This is a genomic window from uncultured Methylophaga sp. (assembly GCF_947259025.1).
In the GTDB taxonomy this organism is placed as follows: Bacteria; Pseudomonadota; Gammaproteobacteria; order Nitrosococcales; family Methylophagaceae; genus Methylophaga.
This window is the reverse complement of sequence record NZ_CAMYKO010000005.1, coordinates 786,265-811,431: the sequence shown is the minus strand read 5'-3', so window position 1 is coordinate 811,431 and position 25,167 is coordinate 786,265. Positions and strand designations below refer to the sequence as shown.

Sequence of the window (25,167 nt, the reverse complement as noted above, 5' to 3'; positions counted from 1 at the left end):
TCACCATGGTCTGGAGCTTTCTTGGTTTTCTTGCCGTTTTTGTTGCTATCGGTGTCAGTTCAGTGCTGTACAGTCGGGGCACCAAGAAAGATTACTACCTGGCCAGTGGCGATATCCCGCCCAGTCTGGTCGGCTTGTCGGCCGTCGCTACTAATAACAGCGGCTATATGTTTATTGGCGTCATTGGTTATACCTATGCCACCGGCCTCGCCGCGGTGTGGTTGATGGTGGCCTGGATTCTGGGTGACTTTCTGGCCTCTACCTTTATTCACTCACGTCTGCGCACCGCCACCCAGGAAACCGGAGAGGCGAGTTACGCGGGTGTACTGAGTAACTGGTTCGGCCAGGGTGATATCAAACTGCAACGATTGATTGCACTGATTTCGCTGATCTTCCTGATGGCTTATGCCGGTGCCCAGTTAGTGGCAGGCAGTAAAGCGCTGCAGGTGTTGCTGGACTGGCCGCACTACGCTGGTGCCATTATGGGCGCTGTGATGGTGACCGCCTACTGCTTCGCTGGAGGCATCCGTGCTTCAATCTGGACTGATGCTGCGCAATCTGTGGTGATGATTGTGGCGATGTCGGTGATGCTGGTGGTCGCAACGCTGTCGCTGGGTGGTATCGGCGGTGCCGTTCAGCAGATGAGTGAAGTCGAGGGCTTCCTGAACCTGTTTCCCGAAGACTTGATCTTTCCGGGCCTCGCCGGCGGTGTGATGTTCGCGCTGGGCTGGATGTTTGCCGGCTTTTCCGTTGTCGGTCAGCCGCATGTGATGGTGCGTTTTATGGCGCTCAGTAAAAGCGGTAAGATGGTTCGAGCGCGGGTCTGGTACTACTTCTGGTTTATCTCCTTTTACTTTATGGCAACCGGTGTAGGGATGCTCTCGAGAGTCTATCTGGGAGATCCCTCGGCGTTTGATGCCGAGCTGGCATTGCCGACGATGGCAATGGAATTGTTACCACCGGTCTTCGTCGGTCTGGTCCTGGCCGGGATATTCGCCGCCACTATGTCGACTGCCGACTCGCTGGTGTTGAACTGTTCGGCGGCGGTCACCCACGATTTATTACCGCATGAAATCGAAAACACCCTGATCCTGAAAATCGCCACCGTGATTATTGTCTTTATTGCGCTGTTATGGGCTTTGACCAGCTCCGAAAGTGTTTTCAGCCTGGTGATTTTTGCCTGGTCCGGGCTGGCCAGTGCTTTTGCGCCATTACTGATGGTGTTGTCGCTCGGTTATAGGCCGGGTCACAGACTGAGTATCGTAGCCATTTTGGTAGGGCTCTCTATCGCCTTGGGTTGGCGCTTTGCCGGCTGGCACAATGCCGTCTATGAAGGCTTGCCAGGGATCATCAGTGGCCTGGTCGTGCTGATGTCTGTGTTGTGGTGGCAACAGCGCCAGGCAAAGGCTGTCAGCCTAAGTTAAGCCCTGATGCTTGAGGCCCTGGAGCAATACCTGCAGCAGCTAGCCGCGTTTTTATGGGGGCTGCCACTGGTGTTTCTGCTGGTGGGAGGCGGCCTGTTTTTCCTGCTTTATTCACGGCTTTTGCCTTACCGTTATCTGGGGCAAAGTGTTGGCCTTTTATTCCGCAAAAAGGATCAAGACGATCCTGGCCAGCTTTCACATTTTCAGGCTTTAAGCACGGCCTTATCCGGCACGCTGGGCATGGGCAATGTGTCCGGCGTCGCGATTGCTATTGCAGTAGGCGGTCCGGGCGCCGTGTTCTGGATGTGGATCAGCGCCTGGGTGGGCATTGCCACCAAGTTTTATACCTGTTCGCTGGCAGTGATGTACCGGGGGCGTGATTCCAACGGCGACTGGCAGGGTGGCCCGATGTATGTGATTCGCGAGGGGCTGGGCAGACGCTGGCGTCCACTGGCTTATTTTTTTGCTATTGCCGGACTGCTGGGCACCATGCCCATTTTTCAGATCAATCAACTGGTGCAGGTGATTCGCGACATGATCGCCGTGCCTGCCGGGATCACCAGTGCTGACGCCCACTTCAGTTTTGACTTGATTCTGGGCCTGATTCTGGCCGCATTGGTGTTGCTGGTGGGGATTGGCAGGTTGCCGAGGCTGGCCAGAGTCACGGCTTTGCTGGTGCCAACCATGGTTGTGGCTTATCTGCTGCTGACAGCCGTTGTGCTGCTCACCCATATTGAGCAGGTACCGGCCGCGATCCTGCTGATCAACACTGATGCTTTCAGCGGTCATGCTGTGGCTGGCGGGGTCTTGGGTACGGTGATTGTGACCGGTATCCAGCGTGCGGCCTTTTCCAATGAGGCCGGCATCGGTACTGAAGCCATGGCACACGGTGCAGCACAGACCCGCGAGCCGATCCGTGAGGGCATGGTGGCGATGCTGGGGCCGGTGATTGATACCTTGATTGTCTGCACCTGCACGGCCCTGGTCATTATTATCAGCGGTGTCTGGCAACAGGGTGACCATAACGGTGTGACCCTCACTGCCGAGGCGTTTAAACAGTTATTTCCCTATGGCAGCGGTATTATGCTGGCTGTGGTGGTTAGCCTGCTCAGTATGAGCACCGTGCTGACTTTCTGGTATTACGGCAGCAAATGCCTGGGTTTTCTGATCGGTGCCGAGTATCAGCATCGCTATATCTGGATTTATGTCGTGCTGGTGGTACTGGGTTCGGTGGCTTCTCTGAAAATGGTGATCAGTCTGGTGGATTCCATGTATGCACTGATGGCGATACCAACCATGACCGCCGCATTGTTGCTGGCGCCCAAGGTTAACAGGGCGGCCAGCATTTATTTCAAAAGGTCACGCACCGATTAGCCGGCATTGCTGAGCAAGGCCTGTTTCATTTTATTGTTGAACGGTTTATCGCCAAACCAGATAGCAAAATAGTGTCTGCCCAGGGTCTGCGATGGATGCTGGCTGATGACTTCACCGTTTTTCAGCAGGCTTAGGCCTTTGGCGGTGAGGCGGATATCATAGCGATCACCTTCAACCACGCTCTGATAGGACTGATTGAACTGTTCCAGGTCAGCTTGTATTTGCTGATATTCGCTGTCACTCAGGTTGCGCCTGAGCAGGGTATCGGCAGCTTCTATGAAATCCTCGGCGGCAAAACCACGCTGGTATATAAATGACAGTTGCAACTCGTCTGCCAGCTTGGGCAATATTGAGCAGTCAGCACTGAACAGCGCAGCCTCGGCAACATCAACAACCAGCATGGCCGTGACTTCGGTCTGATTGCATTTGCTCAGTGTTTCACTGTCAGTATCAAGCTGCTGGGGAAAGGGTTGAGCCAGCGCCGCTGGCGTTAAAATCAGTGCCAACAGCAGCGTTACTAGTCGTTTCATGGGATCTCCTGGACAATATCTGTCCGATAAAGACATGGCTGAAAAAAGGATTTTGTGTGTTTTGAGTAGTGTCTCCTCAGACCGTGAAATAAAGGTGAAGCCGCATGGTGCCTGCTTTCACGTCAAATTCACATTTTCGACTCTAGCCTGAGCGTATCGGCTCGAGAGTGGTTATGCGAACAATACGATCATGGTTCGACAGCAGTCTGCAGGCTCAACAAGGTAATAGTGAGCAAGCAGGCGTTGATTGGCTTCGAATTATCCCCTTTATCTTTCTCCATGTAAGTTGCTTTGCGGTGATTTGGGTCGGTGTGTCCTGGGTTGCTGTGTTGGCTGCTTTATCACTCTATTGGCTGCGCATGTTTGCCATCACCGCTTTCTACCATCGCTTTTTCGCGCACAAGTCTTTTAAAACCTCACGCTGGCTACAAGCGGTGTTTGCAGTGATAGGCGCCAGCGCCACCCAGCGCGGTCCTTTATGGTGGGCGGCGCATCACCGGCAGCACCACCGTCATGCCGATGAGAATGGCGATCCTCACTCGCCGCGGCAAGGCTTCCTGTGGAGCCACATGGGCTGGTTTCTGAGCCGTAAACACTTCCGCGCCGATTATGCACTGGTTCCCGAACTGACGCGCTATCCCGAGCTACGCTGGCTGGATCGTTTCGATATTGCCGTGCCGGTATTACTGGCCGTGAGCCTGTTCTTTATCGGCGAATGGCTGGCAGCCAGTTGGCCTGGGCTGGGTACCAGCGGCTGGCAGTTGCTGGTGTGGGGCTATTTTATCTCCACCGTAGTGTTGATTCACGCCACTTTGCTGATTAACTCGCTGGCCCATCGCATGGGCAAACAACGCTATGCCATTAAAGATGACAGCCGTAATAATTTCTGGCTGGCCTTGCTGACTCTGGGCGAGGGCTGGCACAACAATCATCACTATCATGCCGCTTCAGCCCGTCAGGGGTTTTACTGGTGGGAGATTGATATCAGTTATTACCTACTGCTGGCGATGAGTAAAGTGGGGCTGGTCTGGGATTTGCGAACCATTCCCCGCGCCAAACGCGACAGAAATCATATCCGTGACGGAGCAGTATCATGAAGGTGGCAGTCATTGGTGCCGGTATTTCCGGTCTCAGTGCTGCCTGGTATCTGGCCAAGCAGGCAGGCACCGAGGTCACGCTGTTCGAGGCCAATGACTACATCGGCGGCCATACCGACACCCATACATTGGAGATTCTCGGCAAACCCTGGTCAGTGGACAGTGGTTTTATCGTATTCAACCGGCATAACTACCCGAATTTCTGCCAGCTACTCGCAGAGTTAGAGGTTGAGTCACGTCCGACAGAAATGAGTTTCAGTGTGCACAATGCCGAGACAGGGCTTGAGTACAACGCCACCAGTCTCAATAAACTATTCTGCCAGCGCCGCAATTTTTTTAACCCACGCTTTTATCGAATGCTTGCGGATCTGCTGCGCTTTTACCGCCAGGCACCGGCATTGCTGGATGATAAAGATAATAAACAGACCCTGTCGGACTATCTGAAAGCCAATCACTACAGCGATATTTTTATTCATGATCACCTGATTCCGATGGCCTGCGCCCTTTGGTCTGGGCCAGGCAAACAGCTGCTGCATATGCCGGCACGTTTCCTGGTGGCGTTTATGGCCAACCACAAAATGCTGTCATTGGCCGGTCGGCCGGAATGGCGGGTGGTTAAAGGCGGTTCGCGTCAGTACGTGGATAAACTGCTCGAGCGTTTTCCCGGCAAAGTGTTAGTGAATACCCCGGTTGAATCCGTGCGGCGCGTCTATAACGGCGTCAGCCTGACGGTGGACGGCGAACAGTGGCCATTTGATGCGGTGGTGATGGCCTGTCATTCAGATCAGGCCTTGAAGTTACTCTCTGACCCCAGTGCTCAGGAATCTGCCGTGCTGGGCGGCATCGAGTATCAACAGAATTTAATGCAACTGCATGCCGATGAGTCAGTCTTGCCGAAAAATCCCGATGCCTGGGCCAGCTGGAATGTGCATATCAGCAGTGCCCTGGAACAGCGCTGTACCGTGTCTTATCACATGAACACGCTGCAGCGTTTGAATGCGCCGGTGGAATTGATCGTGTCTTTGAACAGCCGCGATCGGGTTGATGCCAACAAGGTTTTTGCCGAAAGGCACTATGCCCACCCGGTATTCAGTGAACAAACATTACAGGCCCAGCAGAACTGGGAGACGATTTCCGGCCATCAGCACACATATTACTGCGGTGCCTATTGGGGCTGGGGCTTTCACGAAGACGGTGTGAACAGTGCGCTCAGGGTCGTTGAGCAGTTCAGTGGGATAAGCCAATGAAACTGACACCGTCTCTTTTGCGTGGCAAGGTCAATCATCAGCGCTTTCAGCCGCGTCCGCATCAGTTTCAATATCCACTGGCGATGGTGTTGTTTGACCTCGATCAGCTGGAATCGACCATCGCATTGAGCAAATGGTGGTCGCTGGAGCGCTTCAACCTGATGAGCTTTTACCGGCGCGATTATCTGGGCCGTGATAACTCGGATCTGAAAAACCGGGTGGCCGATGTCATCTTTGAGCAAACAGGGCAGACGTTCAATGGCAAAGTCTTCCTGCTTACTCATCCGCGTTATCTCGGGCTGATTTTTAACCCGGTCAGTTTTTATTTTTGTATCAATGACACGGGTGAACTTGAATACGTGCTGGCTGATATCAATAACACGCCCTGGAACCAGCGCCACTGTTATGTGCTCAAGGCAGAGTCAGATGGCAGCGTGCGTGCCCGTTTTGATAAACAGTTTCATATCTCGCCGTTTATGCCCATGGATATGGGCTATGACTGGCAGTTTCAGGTGACAGCGCAGCAGTTGCAGGTCTCGATGCAGCTATACCGTGACAGGCTTTTACAGTTCAGTGCCGATATGTTGATGCAGGCAGAGCCGCTCAGTGCGGCGAATATGAACCGCCTGCCATGGCAGTTTCCGTTACAGACTTTGCGCGTTTTGATACGGATTTACTGGCAGGCATTGCGTCTCTGGCTCAAGCGTATTCCTTTTTTCGGCCATCCGGGCAGCACCGGTAAACAAAGCGGTCAGCAGAACAAGCAGTGTGAGGACAAAACATGAATATGCCTATCACCAGTGACAATAGCCCGTTGGCGCTGAGCTGGTTCCAGCGTCAGTGTCAGCAACTGCTGATAAAACAGCTCAAGGCACTCAAACAGGGCTGTCTCAAGCTGCATATGCCTGGACAGGAGATGATACTGTTCGGTGATAAAGATCATCCGTTGACAGTCAACCTGATGGTAGAACAGGGGCGTTTTTTCGAGTCGGTGGTGCTGGGCGGTTCTGTCGGCGCTGCTGAATCCTACATGGACGGCGAATGGCAATGCGATGATCTCACGGCTCTGGTGAGATTATTGGTTAGAAACCGTGACCTGCTGGACGGCATGGAAAAGGGCTTGGCACGGCTGGGTGGTTTTATGCTGCAGGGCATGCACTGGCTGCGACGTAACACACGTAGCGGCAGTCGCCGCAATATTGCCGCGCATTATGATCTGGGCAATGACCTGTTCGAGACCTTTCTCGACCGTGAGCACATGATGTATTCCTCGGCCCTGTATTACCACCCCGAGGAAAGCCTGGAAAAAGCGCAATTCAATAAGTTGAGCCGCCTTTGCGACAAACTGGATTTACAGCCTGAAGACCACTTGCTGGAGATCGGCACCGGCTGGGGCGGCTGCGCTATTTTTGCCGCGCTCCACTACGGCTGTAGGGTCACCACGACCACGATTTCCCGTCAGCAGTATGATTACGCACGTGCGAGAGTTGCTGAACTGGGCCTGGAAGACAAAGTGACGCTGCTGCTGGAAGATTACCGCGACCTGCAGGGCCAGTACGACAAGCTGATCTCGATAGAAATGGTGGAAGCGGTGGGCCATCACTTTATTGATGATTATTTCCGCCGCTGTAGCGAGCTTTTGAAACCGGACGGCTTGGCGGTGATTCAGGCTATTACCCTGGAAGATCACCGTTATCAGCAAGCGCTGAAATCGGTCGACTTTATCAAGCGCTTTATTTTCCCGGGCAGCTTTATTCCCTGTGTCAGTGTACTGGTCAATGCTGCGGCTTCAGCCGAGCTGAAACTGACCAGTCTGGAAGATATTGGCCCCAGTTATGCCACGACACTCAAAACCTGGCGTGAGCGCTTTATGTCTCAGCTTGAGCAGGTCAGGACCTTAGGTTACGACGAACGTTTTATCCGCATGTGGCAGTTTTATCTGTGCTACTGCGAGGGAGGCTTTATCGAACGCAGCATCAGTGATGTGCATTTATTGTTCAGCAAAGCGGCCAATCGCCGGCCGCAGTGGGTGCCATCAGATGGCTAATGTTTTTAACTTTGTGGCTTTCCAGGCAGTCTGGTTCTGCGTGATTCTGGCGGCAGCAGCCGATATGCTGCCGCTGGCTTACCTGGCGACGCTGACTTTTATGCTGCTACAGCTCTATTTCAGCCGCTGGCGGCTGACTGACAGCAAGCTGGTGGGGCTGGGCCTGTTAGCAGGCATGATGCTCGACACCATCTGGCTCAACCTGGGTTTGATTGATTATCAGCAGGCAACGCAGGCGGGGCTGGCCCCCCTGTGGATTGGCTGTCTGTGGATTAATTTTATGTTGACGCTGACGCACTCCCTGAGCTGGTTACAGCAAAGAACCAAACTGGTGGTGTTCTGCACCCTGTTTGCAGCGCCATTGTCTTATCTGGCCGGCAGTAAACTGGGCGCCGTGACTTTGCTGCAACCGGGCAGTGCCACACTCGCGCTATCTCTGAGCTGGGCTTTGATGGTGCCGATGCTGATGGCCCTGGCGCGGGTCTGGCAGCGTCAGGAAGAGGAGGGGAAACATGCTCTGGTGTAGTTGGTTGATTGCTGCCGTCGTGATGTGGCTGGGCTGGATTTACGAAGGCAAAACAGACAACGCCGGTGTGGTCGATGTGCTGTGGGCCGGCCTGATGACATTTTTACCGGTCTATTATGCCGTGCTGGCTGAAGGCGATATCTGGATACGACTAGTCGCGGGCGGTTTGATGAGTTTGTGGTATCTCAGATTGTTCTGGCATCTCAGCGGCCGCGTGTTTAGTGAAGAGGAAGACGGGCGTTATCGATACCTGCGTGAATACTGGGGTGAAAAGGCCCATCGCAATCATTTTTTCTTCTTCCAGTTCCAGGCGCTGCTGGCGCTGATGTTTACCCTACCGGTCTGGTGGCTGAGCCAGGCTGACAGTTTCAGCCCGCTTGCTGTGCTTTCAGCCCTTGTGCTGGCGCTGGTGAGCATATCGGGGGTGACGATTGCCGACCGGCAGTTACAACAGTTTCGTGCCAATCCTGCCAACAAGGGTAAAGTCTGTGAACGGGGCCTGTGGTATTACTCGCGCCACCCTAATTACTTTTTCGAATGGCTGCACTGGTTTTGCTATCCGCTGATGGCGTTGGGCATGGCCGGTGGTAACTGGCTGTGGCTGGCACCGCTGGTGATGCTGGCTTTTCTCTATTTTATTACCGGCATTCCCTACACCGAGCAGCAGGCAATCCGCAGTCGCGGGGAAGCTTATCGTCGCTATCAGCAAACAACCAGTGCCTTTATACCGTGGAGAAAAAAACATGCGGTTGATTGATTTTGCCGAGAAAAAAATCTTGCCAGATCCTGTGGTGCGCCTGGGCATCAGGCAGTTATTGAAAAAGCGACTACAGGATGAAATGGCTTATGACCCGGAACAGGCCAGTCTGCGCAAGCACGCCTGTATTGAAATGCTGCGTAGCAGTCCAATCGCTATCGAAACCAATGCCGCCAATGAACAGCACTATGAAGTGCCTGCCGCCTTTTATCAGCGTGTTTTGGGCAAACATCTAAAATACAGTGGCTGTTTCTGGAACCGCGATTGCCTGACCCTGGATGACGCAGAACGGGCAATGCTGGATCTATACCTGCAGCGGGCCGAACTGCAAAACGGCCAGCAGATCCTGGAGCTGGGTTGTGGCTGGGGCTCGCTGACCCTGCACATGGCTGAACAACTGCCTTATGCCAAGATCACGGCCGTCTCCAATTCGCACTCACAGCGACGTCATATCGAAAAAACCTTGTTGGAGCGCGGCCTGAGCAATGTCCGCGTGATCACCTGTGATGTTAATGAGCTGGCCCTGGATGAACAGTTTGATCGCATTGTGTCGGTGGAAATGTTTGAGCATATGCGTAACTATCAGCAACTGTTCGACAAAATTAGCCAATGGCTGAGAAAAGACGGCAAGCTGTTTGTGCATATTTTCTGTCATCGCAGCGTGGTGTATCCCTTTGAAACAGAAGGCGAAGATAACTGGATGGGGCGCTATTTCTTCACCGGCGGCCTGATGCCTTCTGCCGACACGCTGTTGCATTTTCAGCAACAGCTACAGATTGAGCAGCAATGGCTGGTCAATGGCAAGCATTATCAGCGCACGGCTGAAGCCTGGCTGGATAACAGCGATCAACACCAGCATGAGATTATCGAGCTGTTTGAAGAGGTCTACGGCACCGGTCAGGGCAAAATATGGTGGCAGCGCTGGCGGCTGTTCTTTATGGCCTGTGCTGAGTTATTTGGTTACCGTGATGGAACTGAGTGGCTGGTAGGCCACTACCTGTTCAGCAAAAAAGCGATGGATTAATGGCCAAACCCAGAACCAACCTGCGTGCCAAACTGATAAAAGTTTTTCTGATCCAGGTGGTGCTGATCAGTCTGGTCACCATTGCCGGGATTTACGCCGCCAAAACCACGGTGGAAGATGTTTTGGTCAGAGAAGCTTTGCAGGGAGAAGCCCAGCATTTCTGGCAATTACGTCAGCAACAGCCTGACTTTCCCTTGCCCAACACCATGAACCTGATCGCCTATCTCGCTACCGGTAACGATATGTCGGCAGTGCCTGAAGCCTTGCGTGATTTGCAGCCGGGTTTGCAGCGCACACAACTGGCAGGAGAAGAACCGCTGGTTTATGTCGAAGATCAGGGCGACCAGAGGTTGTTTCTGGTATTCGATGAGGTCAAGGTATCGCGGCTGGCCCTGGTGTTCGGTATTTTGCCGCTGGCTGCGGTGCTGGTGACGCTCTATTTGCTGGCCTGGATTGCCTACCGCCAGTCGCACAAAGCTGTGTCACCTATCGTCAAGCTGGCTACAGCGGTGGAAGAAGCCGAGATTCGCGAGGGCAGCCTGCCGGACCTGGATCTCAGTGAACTGCGCCAAATTCCGGATGAAGAAGTCACTAGTCTGGTTAAAGCACTGGATCAGTTCACCCATCGGCTGGAACTGTTTATCGACCGCGAGCGCTTATTCACCCGTGATGCCAGTCACGAGCTGCGAACGCCAATCGCTGTGCTGCGGAGTGCCATGGAACTGCTGGAACGCCGCTACCAGGTGGAAGAAGATAAAACCATCCGCCGTATCTACCGCACGCTTTACGATATGGAAGCACTGATAGAAACCCTGTTGTTACTGGCGCGTGAGGAGGAAGATACCCTGCCCAGCAGCCGGGTAATCGTCAATCAGCTGCTCTCTGAGGAAGTGGAGACTCTGCGCCTGCTGTTCCAGGACAAGGCGATTGCGGTACAGATTGAAGAAGACTCAGAACTGGTGCTGCAAGCGCCGGCGAGGGTACTGCAGATTCTTATTGGTAATTTGCTGCGTAATGCCTTTAATTACACGCCAAAAGGCACGATTTCCATCAGGATCTGGGACCAGGGCTTTGCCGTTAAGGACAGCGGGGTAGGCATGGATGAAGAGCAGGTCAAACAGGTCTTCCAGCCCTTTTACCAGGTGGAAAAGGGCAGCAATGGCTATGGCCTGGGCATGACCATCGTCAAACGGCTTTGCAACCGCTATAACTGGCATTTAACCGTTGCCAGCGAATTGGGTAGCGGCACTGAAATCAGTGTCTATTTTCCCAAGGCGCAGTTGGATAAATCGTAAGCTGATTGCGCTGGACCACTTTAGCTTTCGCTAAAGGTCTTTTTCCTCGCACAGTTTGTAGCCAATGCCGGGAATGGTATGCAGCAGGTTCTGCTGGAAGGGTTTATCAATCAACTTACGCAGGTTGTAGAGATGACTGCGTAAAGTGTCACTGTCGGGGGTATCTTCGCCCCAGATTTCAGCCTCCAGCTTTTCGCGGGTCACCAGTTTGGGCGATTCGCGCATCAGAATGCGCAGGATTTGTAACATGATAGGTGACAGCCGGATAACTTCTCCGCCGCGTAAAACCCGCATGGTTTTGGGTTCGAATACAATATCGGCCACCTGCAGCGATTTGCTGTCGAGTTCGCCACGGTGACGGCGGATATGTGAGACTAGCCGGGCTTCCAGCTCTTTCATCTCGAAGGGTTTCACCAGGTAGTCATCACTGCCTTGAGCGAAGCCACTGAGCTTATCGTCCAGGGTATCGCGGGCAGTCAGCATGATGATGGGCATATCCTGCTGCAACTCTTCGCGAACGCGCTGACAGACCTCAAAACCGTCAATACCGGGCATCATGATATCCAGCACCAGCGCATCGTAGTTGTGCTGACTGCAGAGTTGCAGCGCTGTCATGCCATCAGCAGCGAAATCGACGGTCATGCCTCCGGCCTCCAGGAAATCACCGATATTGGCAGCAAGATCCTGATGATCTTCGACGATGAGTACGGTGGCTGGATTCATTTTCATTAAGCGACTCCCGGAAAATAATTCTGCCAAGCATAGCCGCGCGCTGTGTGACAGTCATGTGAAAAATAGCAAAACATAGTGTTAATTTTTGTTGACGAAATAAATAACAATCATTATCATTAATAACAAGATTGATTAACGCGGACCGAACATGATCGTTTGTATCTGTAACAATGTGAACACTGACGCAATCCACTCATCTATTGATGCCGGAGCGAGTTGTGTTGACAAAATCCGTGAAGACACCGGTGCCGCGGCGTGCTGTGGCAAGTGCCAGTTCAAGGTCAATCGTATCCTGCAGGACAGGCAGTCCGAAACACTGCAATCAGAGTACTTGGCTGAAGCCATTTACCCTTGATATTTGCGCAAAAGCCGTTTTTCTCTGATCCGACAGAAAATGCCGGCAGCGCAGCATCAATCCTCTATCCAATCATACGCCATTTCATGGCTGTTCACCCCGTTATCAACCTGTCTTTGTAAATCGCTCTTTTACAAGCTAATTCTGAGTTAACAATCATCACTCTCAGCACCGGACTTCAGCAAACGACTGCAAATACTTCCAATCTAGATGAGAATTGTTTCTATTCTATTTAAAAATCAATGACTTAGCTTTGACATTTTATAAAAATGACCGATAATCTCTAGCAAGTTAGCTAAAAGGAGAAAGGCCATGAAAGGCGATAAAAAAGTCATTGAATACCTCAATAAGGTGCTCTACAACGAGCTGGTTGCCATCAACCAGTATTTCTTGCATGCCAAGATGTATAAAGATTGGGGACTCCACAATCTCTACGAGCATGAATATCACGAATCGATTGATGAGATGAAGCATGCTGACAAGCTGACAGAACGGATACTTTTCCTGGAAGGGCTGCCTAACCTGCAGGACTTGGGCGCATTACGACTCGGTGAAAACACCCGCGAGATGCTGGAGTGCGACCTGTCGCTGGAATTGGATGCCATTCCTGATCTCAAAGAAGCCATCAAATACTGCGAAAGCGTATCGGATTATGTTTCCCGTGATTTATTCCGTGAAATCCTTGATGCAGAAGAAGAGCATGTCGATTGGCTGGAAACCCAGCTCGACCTGATTGCCAAGATGGGTCTGGAAAATTATCACCAGGCTCAGATTGTAAAAGAAGCAGAATAAGCTCATTAACCCCGGTAATCATCAGATTGCCGGGGTTTTTTATGATGTTTACAAGCGGTCACCGCACCGCGCTGACAATTGATATCCTCGGCGAATCGCGGTAGCTTAATAGCAGCAATTTGCAACAATTTATTCAGGCTATTCTCAACGGGATGGGATGCAGCATGGCTAGATTTGAGCGATACCAGCAAAAAATGGAGCAAACCTATGCCGGCTCCGGCAGCGCAAGCCAGACATCACTGACACCTCCCGGTGTGTTACAGCAGTTGGCAGCACAGTGCGGCGTTCAATTCAATGGAGACGCGCCCTGGGATATCCAGGTGCACAGCGAAGCGGTCTATGACCGTATCCTCAGTCAGGGATCGCTGGGGTTTGGCGAAACTTACATGGACGGGCTCTGGGACTGTCCAAGCCTCGACCAGCTTTTCTACCGCCTGCTGAAATTCAATATTGAAGACAAACTGAGCGGCTGGGCCCGCTTCCACTTGTTGTTGCAGGTCATGCGCCACCGCCTGTTTAACCTGCAATCAAGCCGGCGTGCTTTCCAGGTTGGCGAACAACACTACGACATCGGCAACGATGTGTTCGAAGCGATGCTGGACCCCACTATGAGCTATTCCTGTGGCTATTGGCAGGAGGCTGAAACGCTGGATCAGGCGCAGATCAACAAACTCGATATGATTTGCCGAAAACTGGAACTCAGCCCTGGTGAAAAGCTGTTGGAAATCGGCTGTGGCTGGGGCGGGCTGGCCCGTTACGCTGCTGAAAATTACGGGGTCGAAGTCACCGGTATCACGATTTCCCGTGAGCAGCAGAAACTGGCCAAAGCGCACTGTGCCGGCTTGCCGGTCTCCATTGAACTGGTCGATTACCGTGATCTTGAAGGTCAATTCGACAAGATCGTCTCAGTGGGCATGTTTGAGCATGTGGGTGAAAAAAATTATCCGGTTTATTTCGACACGGTGAACCGGCTTTTGAAAGATGATGGCCTGTTTCTGCTGCACACAATCGGCATCTACAAAACCACCCACCGCGCTGATCCCTGGATAGATAAATATATTTTCTGCAACGGCAAATTGCCGTCTGCCGAGCAGATTACCCGTGCGCTCGATCAACGGCTGATCATTGAGGACTGGCACAATTTTGGTCAGGACTACTACCTGACGCTGATGGCCTGGTGGCAGAATTTTGATACGGCCTGGCCGCAGTTATCACAGCACTACGATGAGCGTTTTTACCGTATGTGGAAGTACTACCTGCAGTGCTGCGCCGGTTTTTTCAAATCGCGGCAGGGCCAGTTGTGGCAACTGGTGCTGAGTAAACGCAGCCGGCCGCAGATGTACCGCTCTATACGCTGATAACCACAAAAGGATCTCAGCGCCCTGTAAGGAGCCGGAAGATGAATCGATTATGGCGGCGATGTTTAATGCTCCTGCTGCTATGCCTGGTCTCGCTGCAGGCCGGATCGGCGCCGGGCAGGGAAGGCTATATCATTCAGATTGACGGCATTATCAGTCCGGCATCTGCCGATTATTTCTCCCGGTCTTTGCAAAAAGCCATTGATGCCAATGCCGAATTCCTGCTGATCCGGCTCGATACCCCGGGTGGCCTGGATGCGTCGATGCGCAAAATGATTAAAGCCATCATCAGTTCGCCGGTGCCGGTTGTCACCTATGTCACGCCAGGCGGGGCCCGCGCTGCCAGTGCCGGCACTTATATGCTTTATGCCAGCCATGTGGCGGCAATGAGCCCGGCCACAAACCTCGGGGCAGCGACACCGGTGCAATTCTCACCCGGCTTTGCGCCGGAACAGGATAAATCTCCTTTGCCGGATCCTCAGCAGAAAGACGGCGACGAGGCGCAGCCAGATAAGCCGTCCGGTGATGCCATGACCCGTAAAGTGGTCAATGATGCGGCGGCCTATATTCGCGGGCTGGCTGATTTGCGTGGCCGCAACGCCGACTGGGCAGAGCAGGCAGTGCGTGACGCCGCCAGCCTGACGGCAGAAGCCGCGCTGGAAAACAATGTGATTGATATCATCGCCGCCGATCAACGCGATTTGATTAAGCAGCTTAATGGCAGGAATATCAAGGTGCTGGGTATGGACACGACCCTTGCGACTGAGGCGGTCACCTTGACTGAACTCCTGCCTGACTGGCGCAACAAAGTGCTGGCGATCATTACCAATCCCAATATTGCCTATCTTCTGATGATGATCGGCATTTACGGCCTGATCTTCGAGTTTGCCAATCCCGGTTCGATTGTGCCCGGCACCATTGGTTCTATCTGCCTGTTACTGGCTTTGTTTTCTTTCCAGGTTCTGCCCATTAACTATGCCGGGCTGGCACTGATGCTACTGGGCATTGCCTTGATGGTGGCCGAGGCGTTTCAGCCCAGTTTCGGGGTGTTGGGGCTGGGCGGTGTGGCGGCTTTTGTGGCCGGTTCCGTGATGCTGATTGATACCGAACTGCCGGGCTACGGAATCAATATGGGCGTGGTAGCCGGCGTCACAGTCTCCACGGTGGTCTTTTTTCTGATGGCTCTGGGTATGGTGCTGCGCAACCGTCATCATCCTGTGGTGTCCGGTGAAGAAGAAATGCTGGGCTCGCTGTGCACGGCGCTGGAAGATTTCAGTGATGAAGGTCGGGTGCTGGCACACAGTGAACACTGGACAGCACGAACACAGACACCACTGAAGAAAGGCGATCAGGCAAGAATAAATGCAATCGACGGACTGATTCTTGATGTTGAACCGCTAAAGGATGGAGAAGGCTTATGAGCATAGAGTTTTTCGCCGTGATCGCAGTGGCAGTGCTGGCTTTATTGTTCAGCGCGGTGCGTATTCTGCGTGAATATGAGCGGGGCGTGGTGTTTCTACTGGGCCGCTTCTACAAGGTCAAGGGACCGGGCTTTATCATTATCATCCCGTTTATCCAACAGATTGTGCGCGTGGATTTACGCACCATCGTCATGGACGTGCCGACCCAGGATGTGATTTCGCAGGACAACGTGTCCGTGCATGTTAACGCCGTGGTCTATTTCCGGGTGCTGGACCCGCAAAAGGCCATCATCCAGGTAGAACAATATTACGATGCGACCAGCCAGTTGGCGCAAACCACGCTGCGTTCGGTACTGGGCCAGCATGAACTGGATGAAATGTTATCTGAGCGTGACAAGCTCAATAATGACATTCAGGAGATCCTCGACTCGCAGACCGATGCCTGGGGTATCAAAGTCGCCAACGTTGAAATCAAGCATGTTGATCTGGATGAGAGCATGATCCGGGCGATCGCCAAGCAGGCCGAGGCAGAACGTAACCGCCGTGCCAAGGTGATTCATGCCGAAGGCGAATTGCAGGCCTCGGAAAAGCTGATGGCGGCGGCCGAGATCCTCGCCAAACAACCGCAGGCATTGCAGTTACGTTACCTGCAAACGCTGACCGAGATTGCCGGCGACAAGTCATCAACGATAGTTTTCCCGTTACCGGTGGAGTTGCTGGATGCGCTCAAGTCGATGGCGGGCACTGATAAGCGCTGACTGCCGGTTTAGGGAGCAGGGCGGGGATGAATCATCTGCTCAGGCTGCACCAGACGATCAAACGCTTCTGCAGTCAGTGCGCCATCTTTAATCACAGCCTCGCGCAGGCTGAGATTTTGTTCAACAGCGAGATGAATCACCGCAGCCGCCCGGTCGTAGCCAATCACTGGTGTCAGTGCGGTAATCAGCATCAGGCTGCGTTCCAGGTTGTTTTTTAACTGGCTGGGTACGGGCTCAATCCCCTGCAGGCAATAGCGATCAAAACTGCTGATGCCATCGGCCAGCAATTGCAAAGACTGCACAATATTCAGCGCCATCACCGGTTTAAAAGTATTGAGCTGAAACTGGCCCTGGGCATTGGCAATTGTCAGTGTGCTGTGATTGCCCATCACCTGGGCACAGACCATATTGAGCATTTCACACTGTGATGGATTGACCTTGCCGGGCATGATGGAAGAGCCGGGCTCGTTGGCCGGCAGCGTTATCTCACCCAATCCGCAGCGTGGGCCAGACGCCATCAGGCGGATATCACTGGCTATTTTGTTAAGGCTACTGGCCAGGGTATTGAGACTGCCGGATAACTGCACAACCGCATCATGAGCGCTCTGCGCAGCGAAAAAGTTCTGCGCGGGTTGAAAGTCATATCCGCTCAACTCGCTGATCTCACAGCAGAAGATCTCCGCGAAGGCTTCATGGGTGTTAATACCGGTACCGACCGCGGTGCCACCCATGGTCAATTGCTGTAAGGCCGGCATACCGCTGCGGATAGCATCTTGAGCCTGCGCTAACTGGCTGGCAAAAGCAGAAAACTCCTGACCTAAAGCAATGGGAGTGGCATCCTGCAGGTGGGTACGGCCGCTTTTTAATTGCTGTTGCCACTGCTGTGCTTTTTGTTCGGTGTGTTGTTGTAACTGACTGAGCGCGGGCAGCAGCTTTTGTTCAAGCATCAACACGCAGGCAATATGCAGCGCGGTGGGGAAGCTGTCGTTGGTAGACTGGCCGAGATTACAGTGATCGTTGGGATGAACCTGCTGCTCGCCGCCCAGTTGCTGACTGGCCAGAGTGGCCAGGACTTCATTCGCATTCATATGCGACTGGGTGCCGGAGCCGGACTGCCAGATACTGAGCGGGAATTGCTCATCGAGTTCGCCCGCCTGCATTTGCCTTGCCGCCTGCATTATTGCTTCTGCGACAAGGCTGTCGAGGCTGCCCAATTGCCTGTTGCTGGCGGCGGCGCAAAATTTGACCATGCCGTAAGCGTGAATTATGACGCTCGGCAGGCGCTCCTCACCGATCTGAAAGTGGCGTAAAGCTCCCTCGGTTTGAGGCCCCCAGAGGGGCGTGTGTGGGTCACTCATGAAGTAAAGCGTTGAGTTGATCAACAACCTCAGCCCAGTCCGAATCTTCACTCAGACACTCACTGATAAAGGCTGACTGAGCCGGTGTCCAGAATGGGGCCGTCTCCAGATTTTGATCTGAGCTTAATTTATGCTGACTGATAAAACTGTCTATAGAGGCAGGATCGTTATCCAGGCCCAGTTGAAGAAAGAGATTCTCCAGCGAATGAAAAGTCGATTCCATAAGGCTCTCCTGAGCGAGACACTGGCTCAAGCTTACTTCAGTTAACTCGCTGATGAAAGTTCAAGCAAACAGCTTATTGAGGTCTTTATGACAGCTATCAGAAATAATAAATCTACAAGAAAAGCATATCCTGAAAGAAATACTGGAATACCGGGTTGAGTCCACCATAAAAAGAAAAAACAGAACATTTGAAAAGTTTTTGATCCAGATCAAAAACAGTGCAGAAAAAATACCAAAAAGTCGAAGCTTAAGTGTATATAAACCTCTATCAAGCAAGATAATTTTGATTATAATGTTGTGCGCAAGACGATAGTGAGAAGCAAATGAAAAAGCAGCAGTTTACAACCACACAAGCAGCCAATATTTTTGGTGTCAGTGCCAGAACAATTCAAATATGGGCTGATAGCGGCATGCTAGAGGTAATCAAAACGGTAGGTGGTCACAGGCGTATCACTGCCGAAGAAATTGTCAGGCTGGCGCGAAAGATGGGTAAAAGTCTGGTGGATAATGACGCTTTTTGCGATGTCACGGACATTCAGGCTGAAGAGGAGGCCGTCGGCATCATGTTTGTTGATGAAGACAATGACTTGCTCAAACTTTACCAGATGCAACTTAGTACCTGGGAAACCCCCAAAGCCAAAGTCTATCTGGCTCATGACGGTTATGATGCAATGCTTCAGATAGGTGCTAATAAACCTGACGTTATCATTGTTGATTCAAGCTTACCGCTGGTGGATAGTGATCACATGGTGACATTGATACGCCAGCAACCGGATTTTTCACATTGCCGCATCATCATTGTCAGCAGCCCCGATGACAACAAGGCGCAGATAAACCAGGCCTTTCCCGAGGATGTGCTATTTGAAGATAAACCAATAGCTTTCACCCGCATTCAGCAACTGGTGAGCGAACATCTGGCTGACAGGGATGCAGCGGCGCTCCAGTAACATCAAGCCGCGTCTTTTCGCTGGTCTGGGGGAGTGACGAGCAAGCTTATGCATAGATGTAGCTTGGGATGGTGTTTGAGAGAAGGGTGTTGGTACCGAGGGTGGGAATCGAACCCACACTGAGTTTCCCCAACCGGATTTTGAATCCGGCGCGTCTACCAGTTCCGCCACCCCGGCATACCAAGGTCGGTGATTATAACGACTCCACCGCTTGAAGTGAAGCCTTATTTGCTTGCCTGTGAGCTTGGTCACCTTTTCGCCGCGTCCGGACTTGACCCTGAGTTGGCGCTCGGGACACACTCAGACTTTACGCTAAAAATCCGGGTTACCAACAGGGGAAGCGATGAGCACTGAGCCAGTAGATACAAAGCAACTCGAGGCGTTGTTAAGACAGGCCATTTTTGAAGGCTTTGTTGAAGTGCCGCTATTGCCGGAGGTGGCAAGCCGAGCTTTTGAGCTGGCCCGTGATCCCGAGGTCAGTGCCCGGGAAATGGCTGAGTTGATAGAAACCGATCAGTCTCTGGCCGGTCATGTGATGCGGATTGCCAACTCGGTTGCCTATACACCACTGTCCAATCTGGTCTCGCTGCAACAGGCTGTTGCCCGGCTGGGCATGAATGTCATCAGCGAAATCGCCCTCACTGCTGCACTGAGCAGCAAGCTGTTCCACACCCCCGGCTATGAAGCCTACGTTGAATACAACTGGCAGCACGCCCTTGCAACCTCACTCTGGTCGCGGGAAATTGCTCAGCAAGCTGATATAGAGCCGGGCATTGCCTTTCTGGCTGGCTTGTTACATTCGATCGGCCGTCCTGCTGTGCTGCAGACCTTGTTGGAACTGGCACAGCAGCATCAACAGATTTTGACGCCGGAAGCGGTGTTCTGGCTGGAAAATAAATACAGTCAGCCGGTGACAGAGCTGGTGGTGATCCGCTGGGGCATGCCACAGCAGGTGATTGATGCCATCAAACCATACCATCCTGATCAGGCCGCTGATAAAGCCTCTGACACGGCTGCTGCCGTGCATGCGGCATCAAGGCTGGCTTCCTATATGCTGGATATTGCGGCTGAAGACGACAGTGAGACGCTGCTGGAATTATCAGCCTTTGAGCGGCTAGGTCTCAGTGAAGCGCAGGTTGAAGGTCTGCTGGAGATGGAAGACGATATACAGCAGCGTCTGAGCGGCTTATCGCTCTAGCTGGCTGAGCGCAAAACAGGCGCAGGCTCACAATGGTCAGTGATAAATGAGCAATATCAGCCCCTGACTGCGCTTATCAGGCCATTTCAGCGCAAGTTTGGTCGCGCATTCTGCTATGATCGCGTCCATGAAAACGAGTGACTTTCGATTTGACCTTCCCGAAGAACTGATTGCCCAATACCCGTCCAGTGAACGTTCAGCCAGTCGTTTGCTGGCACTGGATGGTGATAGCGGCCGGGTACAGGATCTGCAATTTACTGACTTACTGTCTTTACTGAAGCCTGATGACTTGTTGGTGTTCAACAATACCCGGGTGATGCCGGCGCGCCTGCTGGGTCAGAAAGAGACGGGGGGCAAGGTTGAAGTACTGGTGGAGCGCGTTCTGGATCATCAGCGGGTGCTGGCCCATGTACGCAGCAGTAAATCACCGGGCGTAGGACGCAGACTGCTGCTGGAACAGCAGGTCGAGGCTGAAGTCGTGGCGCGTCATGAAGCGCTGTTTGAACTCAGCTTTCCAGCTACAGACTCCGTGGTCGAGATGCTGGAAACCGTGGGGCGTATGCCACTGCCGCCTTATATTGAGCGAGAAGTTGATCGCGCTGATCTGGAGCGTTATCAGACAGTCTATGCCCAGCATACCGGCGCTGTTGCCGCGCCCACGGCCGGCTTGCACTTCGATAGGGCGATGCTGCAAAAAATCAGTGATGCCGGCATTGAGACTGCCGAGCTCACCCTGCACGTCGGCGCCGGCACTTTCCAGCCGGTCAGGGTCGATGATATCCGCAGCCACCAAATGCATAGTGAAGTTATCGAGGTGTCTCAGCAGGCCTGCGACCAGGTCACAGCCACACGGCAACGTGGTGGCCGGGTGATTGCGGTGGGCACCACCAGTGTGCGGGCGCTGGAGAGTGCGTCACAAAATGGCGAAATTGAAGCCTACCAGGGCGAAACCGATATCTTTATCTACCCCGGCTATCAGTTTCGCAGCGTGGATGCCATGGTGACCAATTTTCACCTGTCGGAGTCGACCTTGTTGATGCTGGTGTCGGCATTTGCCGGCCGCCAACATATTTTGAACGCTTATCAGCACGCCATTGAACAACGCTATCGTTTTTTCAGCTACGGCGATGCCATGTTTATGACAAGGAATAACAATGACTTCGCTGGATAACATCCGCTTTGTTTTGGTGGGCACCACGCATCCGGGTAATATTGGTGCTGCGGCACGTGCGATGAAGACCATGGGCTTGAAGAACCTGCACCTGGTTTCGCCCAAGATTTATCCCAGCGCGGAAGCTACTGCCAGGGCCTCTGGTGCCGATGATATTCTGCACCAGGCCACAGTGCATGACAGTCTGCAGTCAGCCCTGGCCGACTGCCACTATGCCTTCGGGCTCAGCGCCCGCCTGCGTCATTTGCCGGTACCGGTGATTAACCCGCGCGAGGCGGTCGAACAACTTGAAAAATTCGATGATGATACCCAGATAGCTATTGTGTTCGGGCGCGAGCATTCGGGGTTGTCTAACGAGGAGTTGGATTGCTGCCAGTTTCTGGTGAATATTCCGGCCAATCCGGATTACAGCTCGCTTAACCTAGCTGCTGCAGTGCAGGTTGTGGCGTATGAGCTGCGGATGAGTTTCAAACCGGAGATTGATTTCGGCAGAATAGGGGAGCAGCGTGAAGCGATTACCGCTGAGGATTTGTCTCATTTGTATGATCACTTTGAGCGTTCTCTGACCACCATCGGCTTTCTGGATCCGGATAACCCCCGCTATCTGATGCGTCGGATCCGGCGATTATTCAACCGCGCTGATCTGGATCGCAACGAAGTACAGATCATGCATGGCATTTTACGCGCCGCTGAAACCAAAGCGAGGAATAACAATGAGTGAAAGAGTCAGTCGCTGGCAACGCTTCAAGGAAGACATCAACTGCGTGTTTGATCGTGACCCGGCGGCGCGTAATGTCTTTGAGATCGTCACCACTTATCCCGGGGTGCATGCCATTCAGTTGCACCGCCTCAACCACTGGCTGTGGCGCAAAAACTGGAAATGGCTGGCCAAGTTCATTTCCACACTGGGGCGTTGGATAACTGGTATTGAAATTCACCCCGGTGCCAAAATCGGCCGCCGTTTCTTTATCGACCACGGCATGGGCGTGGTGATTGGCGAAACCGCCGAAATCGGCGATGACTGCACGCTTTACCACGGCGTGACTCTGGGGGGCACCTCCTGGAAAGAAGGCAAACGCCATCCCACCCTCAGTAACGATATCGTGGTGGGCGCTGGTGCCAAAGTGCTGGGTCCGATCACGCTGCATGATGGTGCCCGTGTCGGTTCCAATGCCGTTGTAGTGAAAGATGTCGCTGCCGGCGAGACTGTGGTGGGTGTGCCCGGCCGCGTAGTCAAAGCCAAATCGAGCATGACCGAGGATGAACGCCAGCAGCAGAAACTGGCCCAGTCAGTGGGCTTTGATGCCTATGGCACCTCCAGCAAAAGTATGGACCCGGTTGCCACAGCCATTCATGGTCTGATCGAGCATATTCAGGCCATGGATAAACGCGTGGATTCGCTATGCCAGACGGTGCATCAACTGGGCGGCGATCTGCCCGAAGATGTTGATATGCATGAGCTTGACGAGTGTGATATCTCCGAGGATAAAGACGAGTCAAAAAGTTGACTAAAATAGTCAGGCATGTACACTTATCAGGTTGATTTTATTCTGGATTAGAACATGCGTTTGACCACCAAAGGGCGCTATGCTGTCACCGCGATGCTCGACCTCAGTCTGAACTATGGCATGGGGGCGATCACACTGGCCGATATTTCCGAGCGTCAGGGCATTTCTCTGTCCTATCTGGAACAATTATTTGCCCGGCTGCGTAAACAGGGGCTGGTCAGCAGCTCTCGCGGCCCCGGTGGTGGTTACCGGCTGAGTCGTGTTGCCGACGATATTACCGTGCTGGATGTGATTTCAGCCGTGGATGAGAAAGTTGACAGCACGCAGTGCGAAGGCCGCCGCAACTGCCATGGTGATGAGCCCTGTGTCAGTCATGAATTATGGCAAAGTCTGAGTGATCAGATTCGCCTTTATCTCGACGGCATTACCCTGGCCCAGGTGGTCAGCGATTATCAAAGCAAACGCAGCGGCGACAAAGTTATTCAATTCGACGTCGTTTAAGCAGGTTACCCGATGTCTTTCACTTATCTCGACAATAATGCCGGGGCCGGTCTAGCCGAGGGCGTGCTCGATACAATGCTGCCGTATCTGCACCAACAGCAGGGCAACCCTTCCAGCAGTCACCGTTTTGGCCGTTATGCCCAGGCGGCGTTGGACAGAGCTCGTCAGCAGGTCGCCAAACTGGTGAATGCCGAGCCTGCCCAGGTCATCTTCACCAGTGGTGGCACCGAAGCCAATAACCAGGCGATTGCCGGTGTCGCCGAGCGCTTCGATAGCGGCAAAATTCTGGTGGGCGCGACCGAACATCCGGCGATGCTGGAGCCCGCCAAACGCCTGCAACAGCATGGTTTTGAGCTGGATTTGATTCCGGTGGATGATAATGGCCGCATTGATCCCGCCAAACTGGCCGAAATGATTGATGATGACACCCGGCTGGTATCGATAATGTGGGCCAACAACGAAACCGGTGTGATTCAGGATATCGCGGCTTTGGCTGCAGTGTGCCATGACAAAGGCGTGCCGCTATTAACCGATGCCGTGCAGGCCGCCGGCAAACTGCCACTTGATATCAGGGCGGCCGGTGTGGATATGCTGACCTTGTCGGCACATAAATTCGGCGGCCCCAAGGGTGTCGGTGCCTTGATTGTGTCCCCTGAACTTGACTGGCCCGGTTATATTCTGGGTGGGGGCCAGGAAGAGGAAAAACGCAGTGGCACGGAGAATGTGGCGGCCATTGTTGGCTTCGGTGCCGCGGCTGAGTATGTGCAGTCACAGATAGGTGACTATCAGGCCCATTGCAGTAAGCTGCGTGACCGGCTGGAAGCCGGATTGGCAGAAATGCCCGGTGTCACCATCTTTGCTGGCGATGCCGAGCGGCTTGCCAATACCTGCTTTTTTGCTTTGCAGGGTTTTGATTCCGACACCATGCTGATGGCGCTGGATAAGCAGGGCTTTGCCGTATCCAGTGGCTCTGCCTGCGGCACCGGCCGCCAGACGCCCAGTCATGTGTTAACCGCGATGGGCGTGCCTGACATGATTGCTCTAGGTGCTGTGCGTGTGAGTGTTTCGCAACAAAATACTGTCGAACAAATAGACCAACTGATCCAGGTGCTGGCCAAAGAGGCTGAGCGCTTTAACCATCTACTGAACAGGTGAACAATGATTACCCTAACCGAGTCTGCTATCAACCGTGTCCGCGACATGATGACCAAACGTCAGGACGGCGTGGGGCTGCGCATTGGCGTCGTTAAAAGCGGCTGCTCAGGCTACAGCTATGCGCTGGATTATGCCGACGAAGTGGCGGCTGACGATGTGGTGGTCGAACAAGGGGACGTGAAAGTAGTTATTCAGGAAGATGCCATGCCAATGCTCGATGGCATGGAACTGGACTTTGTCCGTGAAGGGCTGAACCAGAGCTTTAAGTTCATTAACCCCAATGTCACTTCCGAGTGCGGCTGCGGCGAAAGTTTCAGCGTCACCAAATAGAGACGAAAAACAGGCAATTCGCAGATTACTCAGGGATAA

The 25,167-nt window shown here is 53.1% G+C and carries 27 protein-coding genes and 1 tRNA gene; 23 read left to right on the top strand and 5 right to left on the bottom strand.

What is annotated here, in order from left to right; all coding sequences use genetic code 11:
* Positions 1–5: 5 nt before the first annotated feature.
* Positions 6–1,424 (top strand): sodium/proline symporter, encoded by a 1,419-nt coding sequence (locus Q0X64_RS09885; protein WP_297812091.1) that lies wholly within the window; start codon positions 6–8, stop codon positions 1,422–1,424.
* Between the two features lie 6 nt (positions 1,425–1,430).
* Entirely contained in the window at positions 1,431–2,798 is a 1,368-nt protein-coding gene (locus Q0X64_RS09880) for an amino acid carrier protein (protein ID WP_297812088.1), read from the top strand.
* Here the strand turns inward: Q0X64_RS09880 and Q0X64_RS09875 are convergent.
* Positions 2,795–3,328 (bottom strand): chalcone isomerase family protein, encoded by a 534-nt coding sequence (locus Q0X64_RS09875; RefSeq protein ID WP_297812085.1) that lies wholly within the window; start codon positions 3,326–3,328, stop codon positions 2,795–2,797. The two genes, Q0X64_RS09880 and Q0X64_RS09875, sit on opposite strands and share 4 nt — an antisense overlap.
* A gap of 173 nt (positions 3,329–3,501) precedes the next feature.
* On the opposite strand from Q0X64_RS09875, the gene Q0X64_RS09870 reads away from it, so the two are divergent.
* The 8 genes from Q0X64_RS09870 to Q0X64_RS09835 are packed head-to-tail and all read left to right on the top strand — an operon-like array spanning position 3,502 to position 11,321.
* A complete protein-coding gene (locus tag Q0X64_RS09870; protein WP_297812082.1) occupies positions 3,502–4,425 on the top strand; it encodes an acyl-CoA desaturase in 924 nt (307 codons plus the stop codon).
* Positions 4,422–5,672: an FAD-dependent oxidoreductase gene (locus Q0X64_RS09865; RefSeq protein WP_297812079.1), complete on the top strand. Its 1,251-nt coding sequence runs from the start codon at positions 4,422–4,424 to the stop codon at positions 5,670–5,672. Before Q0X64_RS09870 ends, Q0X64_RS09865 begins: the two co-directional genes overlap by 4 nt.
* A complete protein-coding gene (locus tag Q0X64_RS09860) occupies positions 5,669–6,457 on the top strand; it encodes a DUF1365 domain-containing protein (protein WP_297812075.1) in 789 nt (262 codons plus the stop codon). Before Q0X64_RS09865 ends, Q0X64_RS09860 begins: the two co-directional genes overlap by 4 nt.
* Positions 6,454–7,719, top strand: a complete 1,266-nt coding sequence (locus Q0X64_RS09855) for a cyclopropane-fatty-acyl-phospholipid synthase family protein (protein ID WP_297812072.1) — start codon at positions 6,454–6,456, stop codon at positions 7,717–7,719. Before Q0X64_RS09860 ends, Q0X64_RS09855 begins: the two co-directional genes overlap by 4 nt.
* Complete coding sequence (locus tag Q0X64_RS09850; protein ID WP_297812069.1) at positions 7,712–8,245, top strand: DUF2878 domain-containing protein; 534 nt, start codon at positions 7,712–7,714, stop codon at positions 8,243–8,245. The genes Q0X64_RS09855 and Q0X64_RS09850 overlap by 8 nt, the downstream gene beginning before the upstream one ends.
* Positions 8,232–9,002, top strand: coding sequence for a DUF1295 domain-containing protein (locus tag Q0X64_RS09845; RefSeq protein WP_297812066.1), 771 nt, complete (start codon positions 8,232–8,234; stop codon positions 9,000–9,002). The genes Q0X64_RS09850 and Q0X64_RS09845 overlap by 14 nt, the downstream gene beginning before the upstream one ends.
* Positions 8,989–10,026: a cyclopropane-fatty-acyl-phospholipid synthase family protein gene (locus Q0X64_RS09840; RefSeq protein ID WP_297812063.1), complete on the top strand. Its 1,038-nt coding sequence runs from the start codon at positions 8,989–8,991 to the stop codon at positions 10,024–10,026. Before Q0X64_RS09845 ends, Q0X64_RS09840 begins: the two co-directional genes overlap by 14 nt.
* Positions 10,026–11,321 (top strand): HAMP domain-containing sensor histidine kinase, encoded by a 1,296-nt coding sequence (locus Q0X64_RS09835; protein WP_297812060.1) that lies wholly within the window; start codon positions 10,026–10,028, stop codon positions 11,319–11,321. Before Q0X64_RS09840 ends, Q0X64_RS09835 begins: the two co-directional genes overlap by 1 nt.
* A gap of 30 nt (positions 11,322–11,351) precedes the next feature.
* Here Q0X64_RS09835 and Q0X64_RS09830 read toward each other — a convergent pair whose 3' ends face one another.
* A complete protein-coding gene (locus Q0X64_RS09830; protein WP_297812058.1) occupies positions 11,352–12,050 on the bottom strand; it encodes a response regulator transcription factor in 699 nt (232 codons plus the stop codon).
* A 151-nt stretch (positions 12,051–12,201) separates the two neighbouring features.
* On the opposite strand from Q0X64_RS09830, the gene Q0X64_RS09825 reads away from it, so the two are divergent.
* The 5 genes from Q0X64_RS09825 to Q0X64_RS09805 all read left to right on the top strand — a co-directional run bounded on the left by Q0X64_RS09825 (position 12,202) and on the right by Q0X64_RS09805 (position 16,737).
* Complete coding sequence (locus Q0X64_RS09825; RefSeq protein WP_297812055.1) at positions 12,202–12,408, top strand: (2Fe-2S)-binding protein; 207 nt, start codon at positions 12,202–12,204, stop codon at positions 12,406–12,408.
* A gap of 312 nt (positions 12,409–12,720) precedes the next feature.
* On the top strand, positions 12,721–13,200 hold the full coding sequence (gene bfr / locus Q0X64_RS09820) for a bacterioferritin (protein ID WP_297812053.1): 480 nt from the start codon (positions 12,721–12,723) through the stop codon (positions 13,198–13,200).
* A gap of 164 nt (positions 13,201–13,364) precedes the next feature.
* A complete protein-coding gene (cfa, locus tag Q0X64_RS09815; RefSeq protein ID WP_297812050.1) occupies positions 13,365–14,558 on the top strand; it encodes a cyclopropane fatty acyl phospholipid synthase in 1,194 nt (397 codons plus the stop codon).
* A 68-nt stretch (positions 14,559–14,626) separates the two neighbouring features.
* Positions 14,627–15,979 carry a nodulation protein NfeD gene (locus Q0X64_RS09810; RefSeq protein WP_297812047.1) on the top strand — a complete coding sequence of 451 codons (1,353 nt, stop codon included), beginning with the start codon at positions 14,627–14,629 and terminating at the stop codon, positions 15,977–15,979.
* Entirely contained in the window at positions 15,976–16,737 is a 762-nt protein-coding gene (locus Q0X64_RS09805; RefSeq protein WP_297812043.1) for a slipin family protein, read from the top strand. The genes Q0X64_RS09810 and Q0X64_RS09805 overlap by 4 nt, the downstream gene beginning before the upstream one ends.
* Before the next feature lie 8 nt (positions 16,738–16,745).
* Here Q0X64_RS09805 and Q0X64_RS09800 read toward each other — a convergent pair whose 3' ends face one another.
* Positions 16,746–18,095: a class II fumarate hydratase gene (locus Q0X64_RS09800; RefSeq protein WP_297812040.1), complete on the bottom strand. Its 1,350-nt coding sequence runs from the start codon at positions 18,093–18,095 to the stop codon at positions 16,746–16,748.
* Positions 18,088–18,318 carry a DUF2789 domain-containing protein gene (locus Q0X64_RS09795; RefSeq protein WP_297812035.1) on the bottom strand — a complete coding sequence of 77 codons (231 nt, stop codon included), beginning with the start codon at positions 18,316–18,318 and terminating at the stop codon, positions 18,088–18,090. The genes Q0X64_RS09800 and Q0X64_RS09795 overlap by 8 nt, the downstream gene beginning before the upstream one ends.
* Positions 18,319–18,641: 323 nt before the next feature.
* Between Q0X64_RS09795 and Q0X64_RS09790 the strand changes: the two genes are divergently transcribed.
* Positions 18,642–19,265 carry a response regulator gene (locus Q0X64_RS09790; protein ID WP_297812032.1) on the top strand — a complete coding sequence of 208 codons (624 nt, stop codon included), beginning with the start codon at positions 18,642–18,644 and terminating at the stop codon, positions 19,263–19,265.
* Between the two features lie 90 nt (positions 19,266–19,355).
* Here the strand turns inward: Q0X64_RS09790 and Q0X64_RS09785 are convergent.
* A tRNA-Leu gene (locus Q0X64_RS09785) sits at positions 19,356–19,442 on the bottom strand.
* A 166-nt stretch (positions 19,443–19,608) separates the two neighbouring features.
* On the opposite strand from Q0X64_RS09785, the gene Q0X64_RS09780 reads away from it, so the two are divergent.
* The 7 genes from Q0X64_RS09780 (at position 19,609) to Q0X64_RS09750 (ending at position 25,128) form a co-directional block, all read left to right on the top strand.
* The gene (locus Q0X64_RS09780; protein ID WP_297812029.1) at positions 19,609–20,463 is read left to right on the top strand and encodes an HDOD domain-containing protein; all 855 of its coding nucleotides are present in this window, start codon (positions 19,609–19,611) and stop codon (positions 20,461–20,463) included.
* A 127-nt stretch (positions 20,464–20,590) separates the two neighbouring features.
* Positions 20,591–21,634: a tRNA preQ1(34) S-adenosylmethionine ribosyltransferase-isomerase QueA gene (queA, locus tag Q0X64_RS09775; RefSeq protein WP_297812026.1), complete on the top strand. Its 1,044-nt coding sequence runs from the start codon at positions 20,591–20,593 to the stop codon at positions 21,632–21,634.
* The gene (locus Q0X64_RS09770; protein WP_297812023.1) at positions 21,618–22,355 is read left to right on the top strand and encodes an RNA methyltransferase; all 738 of its coding nucleotides are present in this window, start codon (positions 21,618–21,620) and stop codon (positions 22,353–22,355) included. The genes queA and Q0X64_RS09770 overlap by 17 nt, the downstream gene beginning before the upstream one ends.
* Positions 22,348–23,142 (top strand): serine O-acetyltransferase, encoded by a 795-nt coding sequence (gene cysE / locus Q0X64_RS09765; protein WP_297812021.1) that lies wholly within the window; start codon positions 22,348–22,350, stop codon positions 23,140–23,142. Before Q0X64_RS09770 ends, cysE begins: the two co-directional genes overlap by 8 nt.
* Positions 23,143–23,196: 54 nt before the next feature.
* Positions 23,197–23,643, top strand: coding sequence for an Rrf2 family transcriptional regulator (locus Q0X64_RS09760; protein ID WP_297812018.1), 447 nt, complete (start codon positions 23,197–23,199; stop codon positions 23,641–23,643).
* Between the two features lie 12 nt (positions 23,644–23,655).
* Positions 23,656–24,798, top strand: coding sequence for a cysteine desulfurase family protein (locus Q0X64_RS09755; protein WP_297812015.1), 1,143 nt, complete (start codon positions 23,656–23,658; stop codon positions 24,796–24,798).
* Between the two features lie 3 nt (positions 24,799–24,801).
* Positions 24,802–25,128, top strand: a complete 327-nt coding sequence (locus Q0X64_RS09750) for an iron-sulfur cluster assembly accessory protein (protein ID WP_297812012.1) — start codon at positions 24,802–24,804, stop codon at positions 25,126–25,128.
* Positions 25,129–25,167 lie beyond the last annotated feature (39 nt).